The organism is Falsiroseomonas oryzae (assembly GCF_027856955.1).
GTDB classification, from domain to species: domain Bacteria; phylum Pseudomonadota; class Alphaproteobacteria; order Acetobacterales; family Acetobacteraceae; genus Falsiroseomonas; species Falsiroseomonas oryzae.
Genome location: NZ_JAPSMD010000323.1, coordinates 1 through 6,170, shown reverse-complemented (window position 1 = coordinate 6,170; position 6,170 = coordinate 1). Strand labels below are relative to the sequence as shown.

8 protein-coding genes are annotated in these 6,170 nt (G+C 74.0%); 1 reads left to right on the top strand and 7 read right to left on the bottom strand.

Annotation, left to right across the window (positions count from 1 at the left end; genetic code table 11):
- Together tsaB and OZN99_RS23130 are read right to left on the bottom strand one after the other, a co-directional pair.
- A partial coding sequence (gene tsaB, locus OZN99_RS23135) for a tRNA (adenosine(37)-N6)-threonylcarbamoyltransferase complex dimerization subunit type 1 TsaB (RefSeq protein WP_270937618.1) occupies positions 1–485 on the bottom strand: 485 nt, incomplete at its 3' end.
- 60 nt (positions 486–545) lie between these two features.
- Entirely contained in the window at positions 546–746 is a 201-nt protein-coding gene (locus tag OZN99_RS23130) for a hypothetical protein (protein WP_270937617.1), read from the bottom strand.
- Between the two features lie 179 nt (positions 747–925).
- On the opposite strand from OZN99_RS23130, the gene OZN99_RS23125 reads away from it, so the two are divergent.
- Positions 926–2,254 carry an aspartate aminotransferase family protein gene (locus OZN99_RS23125; protein ID WP_270937616.1) on the top strand — a complete coding sequence of 443 codons (1,329 nt, stop codon included), beginning with the start codon at positions 926–928 and terminating at the stop codon, positions 2,252–2,254.
- Positions 2,255–2,266: 12 nt separating this feature from the next.
- Here the strand turns inward: OZN99_RS23125 and OZN99_RS23120 are convergent, their stop codons facing one another.
- The 5 genes from OZN99_RS23120 to OZN99_RS23100 form a co-directional block, all read right to left on the bottom strand.
- Positions 2,267–3,034 (bottom strand): bestrophin-like domain, encoded by a 768-nt coding sequence (locus OZN99_RS23120; protein WP_270937615.1) that lies wholly within the window; start codon positions 3,032–3,034, stop codon positions 2,267–2,269.
- Between the two features lie 103 nt (positions 3,035–3,137).
- Positions 3,138–3,884 carry a hypothetical protein gene (locus OZN99_RS23115; protein ID WP_270937614.1) on the bottom strand — a complete coding sequence of 249 codons (747 nt, stop codon included), beginning with the start codon at positions 3,882–3,884 and terminating at the stop codon, positions 3,138–3,140.
- Positions 3,885–3,996: 112 nt separating this feature from the next.
- Positions 3,997–4,296, bottom strand: coding sequence for a hypothetical protein (locus OZN99_RS23110; RefSeq protein ID WP_270937613.1), 300 nt, complete (start codon positions 4,294–4,296; stop codon positions 3,997–3,999).
- A 67-nt stretch (positions 4,297–4,363) separates the two neighbouring features.
- Positions 4,364–5,392 (bottom strand): tripartite tricarboxylate transporter substrate-binding protein, encoded by a 1,029-nt coding sequence (locus OZN99_RS23105; protein ID WP_270937612.1) that lies wholly within the window; start codon positions 5,390–5,392, stop codon positions 4,364–4,366.
- A gap of 99 nt (positions 5,393–5,491) precedes the next feature.
- On the bottom strand, positions 5,492–6,170 hold a 679-nt coding region (locus OZN99_RS23100; protein ID WP_408611900.1), incomplete at its 5' end, for an alpha/beta hydrolase family esterase.

Below are 6,170 nucleotides of genomic sequence, written 5' to 3'. Positions count from 1 at the left end.
ACCAGCGGCGCGGCATCCCCCGCCACTGCGACGGGGCCGTCCGGCCGCGGCAGCTCGGCCTCTGCCAGCACCGCCGGCGGTCCCTCCGGCACCCAGGCGCCGGGCGCCAGGCGTTCCAGCGTGATGCGGCCGCGCTTCGTGTCCACCGCCGCCCAGACCGCGCGCTCCGCCCGCAGCGCATCGGGCAGCGCCGCCGCCAGCGCTTCCCCGGTGGTCACGCCGATGACCGGCACGCCAAGGCCCAGCGCGATCCCCTCGGCCAGCGCGATGGCGGTGCGCAGCCCGGTGAAGCCGCCCGGACCCACCACCACTGCCACGGCGTCCACCCGGCGATCGGCCTCGGCCAGCAGGTCGTTCGCCATCACCGGCAGGACGGTGGGCTGGATGCGATCGCCCGCCATCGCGCGTTGCGCCACCACGCCGCCCTCCACCCAGAGGGCGGCGGAGGCACGGGCAAGGGATCCATCGAGGGCGAGCAGACGCATGCCCTTCCTTACGCCCTCCGCCCGCATCGGCGGGAGGGGGCCGGCGGGCGGATGCGCCGGTCAGCCGGGCGGCGCGCGATCCTCGCGCGCGGGGGCGCGGTCCATGCGGCGGGCATCGTCCTCGCAGGTCTCGGCGATGGAGAGCAGGGCCCCGCGATCGGCGGGGCGGCCCAGCAGCCGGGCGACCCGGCGCGCACGCTGGGCCATATCGCGCAGCTCGGCTGCGTCGTCGGGGCCTGGGGGGAAGTCGGGAGTCGGCATGGGCACTCCGGGAAGCACGGCTCGTCTTGTCCCGCGGCCTCCCCAGACCGGGCGGGCGCGATTTGGTTCCAGTTGCGCAACGCGTCAAGGGGGGTGGCGCACATGACGTCCGCCCGGCCTTGCCCCCGCTGGCCAAACGCGTTGTTCTTGCCCGTGACCCTCGCGCAGGACCTGCCACGATGAACGAGATCCGGCTGCCGCGTCCGAACAACCTCGACGCCTTCTGGATGCCCTACACCGACAACAAGTATTTCAAGGGCACGCCGCGCCTGCTCGCCCGCGCCGAGGGCATGCACTACTGGACCGCCGACGGGAAGGAGATCCTGGACGGCACGGCCGGCCTCTGGTGCTGCAACGCCGGCCATGGCCGCAAGGAGATCACCGAGGCCATCCAGAAGCAGGCCGCGGTGATGGATTTCGCGCCGACCTTCCAGCTCGGCCACCCCATCGCCTTCGAGGCGGCGGCGCGCGTGGCGGAGATGACGCCGGAAGGCCTCGACCGCGTGTTCTTCGTGAACAGCGGGTCGGAGGCCGCCGACACCGCGCTGAAGATCGCGCTGGCCTATCACCGCGCCCGCGGCCATGCCCAGCGCGTCCGCCTGGTGGGGCGGGAGCGCGGCTACCACGGCGTCGGCTTCGGCGGCATGTCGGTCGGCGGCATCGGCCCGAACCGCAAGCAGTTCGGCGCGCAGCTGCCCTATGTGGACCACCTGCCCCACACGCATCTTCCCGCCGAGAACCGCTTCGCCAAGGGCCAGCCCGAGCACGGCGCGCACCTGGCCGATGCGCTGGAGAACCTGGTCGCGCTGCATGGCGACACCATCGCCGCGGTGATCGTGGAGCCGGTGGCCGGCTCCACCGGCGTGCTGGTGCCGCCGAAGGACTACCTGCAGAAGCTGCGCAGCATCTGCACGAAGCACGGCATCCTGCTGATCTTCGACGAGGTGATCACCGGCTTCGGCCGCATCGGCACGAATTTCGGCGCGGAGCGGCTGGGCGTCACGCCGGACATCATGACGATGGCCAAGGGCCTGACCAACGCCGCCGTGCCGATGGGCGCCGTGGCCTGCTCGCAGGACGTGTACGAGACCATCGTGCATGGCGTGCCGGCGGGGATCGAGCTGTTCCACGGCTACACCTATTCCGGCCACCCGCTGGCCAGCGCCGCGGCGATCGCCACGCTGGAACTGCACCGCAGCGAGGACCTGCCCGGCCGTGCCCGCGCGATGGAGCCCTACTGGCAGCAGGCCGCACACAGCATGCGCGACGTCGCCGGCGTGATCGACGTGCGCGAGATCGGCCTGATCGCCGGCATCGAGCTGGAACCCCGCCCCGGCGCGCCCACCGCGCGCGCGATGGAGGTGTTCCGCTGGTGCTTCGACCACGGCGTGCTGGTGCGCGTCACCGGCGACATCGTCGCGCTCTCCCCGCCGCTGATCGTCGAGAAGCCGCATGTGGACCGCATCTTCGGCACGCTGGCCGATGCGATCCGGGCGGTGCCGGCGTGATGGCCGCCCGCCTCACCTGAGGACCACCTGCCGCAGCGTCCGGATGCCCGCCTCGAAGGCATCCGGCGCGATCACCTGGCCGCCGGAGAAGGGCAGGTCGAGCAGCGCGACCAGCACCAGCACCGCCGCCATGCTGCCCGACAGCGCCGCCGTCAGCGCAGCCTGCACGGTGACGCTGTCCATGCCGAAGGTCAGCGCGAGACCGACCGTCACCACCGCCGTCGCGACCAGCAGCACCCAGATCACCGCCGGCACCGGCTGCCGCGCATGGAACAGACGCAGGCGACGCTGCTCGGACGCCTTGAGCAGCGCGTCCAGCATGGCAGCGTGCAGCGTCGCCTCGCGCCCGGGCCGCGGCTCGAACGCGATCACGGCGGCCCAGAGCTGCGCCAGCGCGGCCGTCGCCTGCGTGCCGCTGCGCCCCCGCCGCAGGGCGGGCCATTCCTCCTCCACCACCGTCTCCGCGTAATCGAGCACAAGGCGGCCGATGGTGCCCGGCCGTTCCTCCTGCACGCCGCGCGACAGGCTGGCAATGACCAGGAGCGCCGCCGCCTCCTCGTCGACGTGGCGGGCGGTCAGGTCGTACTGGCCCCAGACCAGCGTGACCGCGAAGGCAAGCAGCACGGCGCAGGCCACGCCCACCTGCAGGAAGACGGGCACCGCGATCTCGTTCTGCCGCCGCAGCACGGGCAGCGGCACGACGCGCCGCACCGCGACGACGCCTGCCGCCGCCAGGATCATGCTGGCGAGGACCGCCAGCCCGGCGAGGGTGTAGCTCATGCGGGTGGCGTCCGGTCCTCGGGTCGACGGACGCCATCACGGCCCGACGCCAGGGCGCGCGCATTGATGCTGCGCAACAGCGCCCGGGGCGAGGCCGGCGAGGCTACCTGCGCATCGCCGTGCCCGGGCGCCGCCCGCGCGTCAGCCAGGCCAGCGGCGCGATGGCACCGGCCAGCAGAAGCAGCGCGGAGGGTTCCGGCACGTTGACCCCGGGATCGCCGCCCCCGCCCGGCACGCCGGTGGAGGTGATGTTGTCCACGCCCAGCACCGCGGCAACGGGCTCCGCCGGGGACAGCCCGGCCGTGCCCGGCGCGTGCAGGATGCGCAGGAAGGCCACGTCGCCCAGCACCCCGTTCGCGGTGCCGGCCCGCATCGTCAGGTCGGCCGCCGCGACCGAGAAGCTCGCCGCCGTCCAGCCGCCGCCGGCCGGCAGCAGCACCGCCGCCGTCAGCGCGTCCTGCGCGGCCAGGGGCGACCACAGCTGCAGCCGGATCGCCAGGTCCGACGTCCCGAAATTGCGCAGGTCCATCGTGATGGCCGTGATGCCAGCAGCCAGGTAGTTGCCCGCCCATTGCACGGCGTTCGCCACCGCCAGCCGGCTTCCCGGCCCGGCGCCGCCGCTGGCGGTCAGCTGGAGATAGGCATCCGCCACGCCGCCGGGCCCGCCGCCCGGGATCGCCTGCGGCGGCACCGGCGGCTGCTGCTGGATCGGTCCGCCGCCGGCGAGCCAGTTCTCCGTCGTCAGGGAGGTGAAGTCGTCCAGCTCCCCGATCGTCGCCGCCCGGGCCTCCGGCAGCCCCGCAGCAGCCAGGGCGCAGACCGTCGCCACCAGACGAAGGGATTTGTGCATGCCGGCGCCTCCCCGCTCCTATGCGGAATATCCTGCGCTCCGAAGCGGCGATGCACGCAACTCAAATCATTCCGGAGGTATGGAAAGCGGCTGTTCAATTCGTGCGTAGCGTTCACCCTTGCCCCCGCCCGGGCCCGAACAGCAGCAGCACGCGGTCCTGCAGCCCCATCGCGTCCCACCGTTCGGCGAAACCCTCGGTCACGCCGCGCCGGCGGAAGGCGCGCTGGGCGCGCGCCTGCTCCGCGCCGGCCAGCTCCGCCCAGAACCGGCTGATCCACGGAAACTCCCGCATCAGCGCGCGGGTGCGCAGCATCGGGTCGGGCGCCGGCTGTGCCAGTACCGGCGCCGCCGCGTCGCGCGCCGGCGTCGCACCCCCCGCCCCCGGCAGCGCCGCCAGCAGCAGCGCCGCCATCCCGATCATCCCCCGCATGCCGCGGAAACGGACCGCGGCGGTTCGGGATGCCTCGGGCCGGGTGGAATCAATCCGCGAACTGCCCCGCCCCCTGGATGAGCGGCCGCCAGCGCGCGATCTCGCCCATCCAGTGGGCGCGCGCCGCCTCCGGCGTGGTGCGCTCGCCGGTCACCGGCGGCGCGCCAAGCTCCGTCATGCGGCGGATCACCGTCTCGTCGCGCATCGCCGCCAGCAGCGCGCGGTTCAGCCGCTCCACCACCGGCCGCGGCGTGCCGCCGGGGGCGAAGAGCATGTTCCAGCCGGACATGCGCATCTCCGCCAGCCCGCCTTCCTCGGTGGTCGGCACGCCCGGCAGCGCCTCCACGCGCGCCGGCGTGCTGACGCCCAGGGCGCGGATCGTGCCGGCGCGGATCTGCTCGGCGGTGTTGGTGGACTGGTCGCAGCCGATGTCCACGTTGCCCGCCACCAGGTCGTTCAGCACCAGCGCACTGCCGCGATAGGGCACCTCGGTCAGCGGTGCGCCCAGCGCTGACATCAGCAACAGGCCGCAGAGATGGCTGGTGGAGCCGACGCCGGCGGTGCCGAGGTTCAGCCGTGTGTTCTCCCGCCGCGCGATGGCCACGAACTCCGCCAGCGTCGCCGCCGGGAAGCCGCGCCGCACCACCACGGTCATCGGCACCTCGTTCACCAGCCCCACCGCCTCCATCGCCAGCGGGTCGAAGGCCAGGCGGCGGTACAGCGTCGGCACCGTCGCTTGGCCGATGCTGCCCTTGAACAGGGTGTGTCCGTCCGGCCGGGATTCGATGAAGCGGCGCTGGCCGATGGTGCCGCCGGCGCCGGGCACGTTCTCGATCACCACGGGCTGGCCGAGCTCGGCGGACATGCCGGGTGCGACCAGTCGCGCGATCACGTCGCTCGGCCCGCCCGGGGCGAAGCCGACGATCATGGTGATCGGGCGCGTCGGGAAGGTCTGCGCGGCGGCACCGGCCGCGAGGCCGAGGCCGAGGGCCAGTCCGAGCAGGATGCGGGCGGGGAAGGGGTGCAAGGCGTCCTCCGGCAGGAAAACTCGTGGGTCGATCGGCGGCCGTCCAAGCAAGTCCGGGGCCATCATCGCGCGCCGGGATGGCCGAGGCGGCAGCCCCGTCCCTGCCCGCGCCGCAGGCGCCCTGCCGCCGCGCTGGGCGGTCGCCGGGCGCTACCAGCCCCGAAGCCGCGCCAGGTCGCGCCAGGCGACGGCGACCTGCGGCGCCGGATAGACATGCCCGCCCTCGAACAGGCAGAGCGACAGCTCGTAGCGCGCCGGGTTCTCCGCCTGGGTGCAGGCCAGCCCGCCGATCCGCGTCTGGCGCGGCATGCCGAACTCGCCGCTGCGCGCCATCACCACCATGGCGTCCGGCGTGCTGCCCAGCGGGAATTGCGGCCGCGCCAGGCCGTTCAGCGGCACGACCGGATCGGCCGTGCCGTGGATGTGGCGCAGCATCACGGGCGCGCCGGCGCAGCCCTGCGGCAGCGGCGCCCAGAGCGTGCCGGAGAAGGCCAGGTAGCCCGCGAACATCTCGGGCCGCTCGCAGGCCACCGACCACACCAGCATCGCCCCGGCCGAGAAGCCGGCAGCCATGATGCGCCCGCGGTCGATCGGGAAGCGCCGCGTTGCGTCGGCCAGCACCGCCTCCAGATAGGGATACTCGCCCCGCCCGCCGCCCTCCGCCGCATTGCGGGACCGCGGCGTCGCCCAGCTGCGGCCCGCCGATTGCGGCGCGATCAGCGCCAGGCCCAGCCCGCGCATCGCCTGCGCCAGCGGCGCGTCGCCCATGGTGTCGGTGGCGCGGCCGCCCGCGCCATGCGCGAACAGCACTGCCCCCACGCGCGTCCCG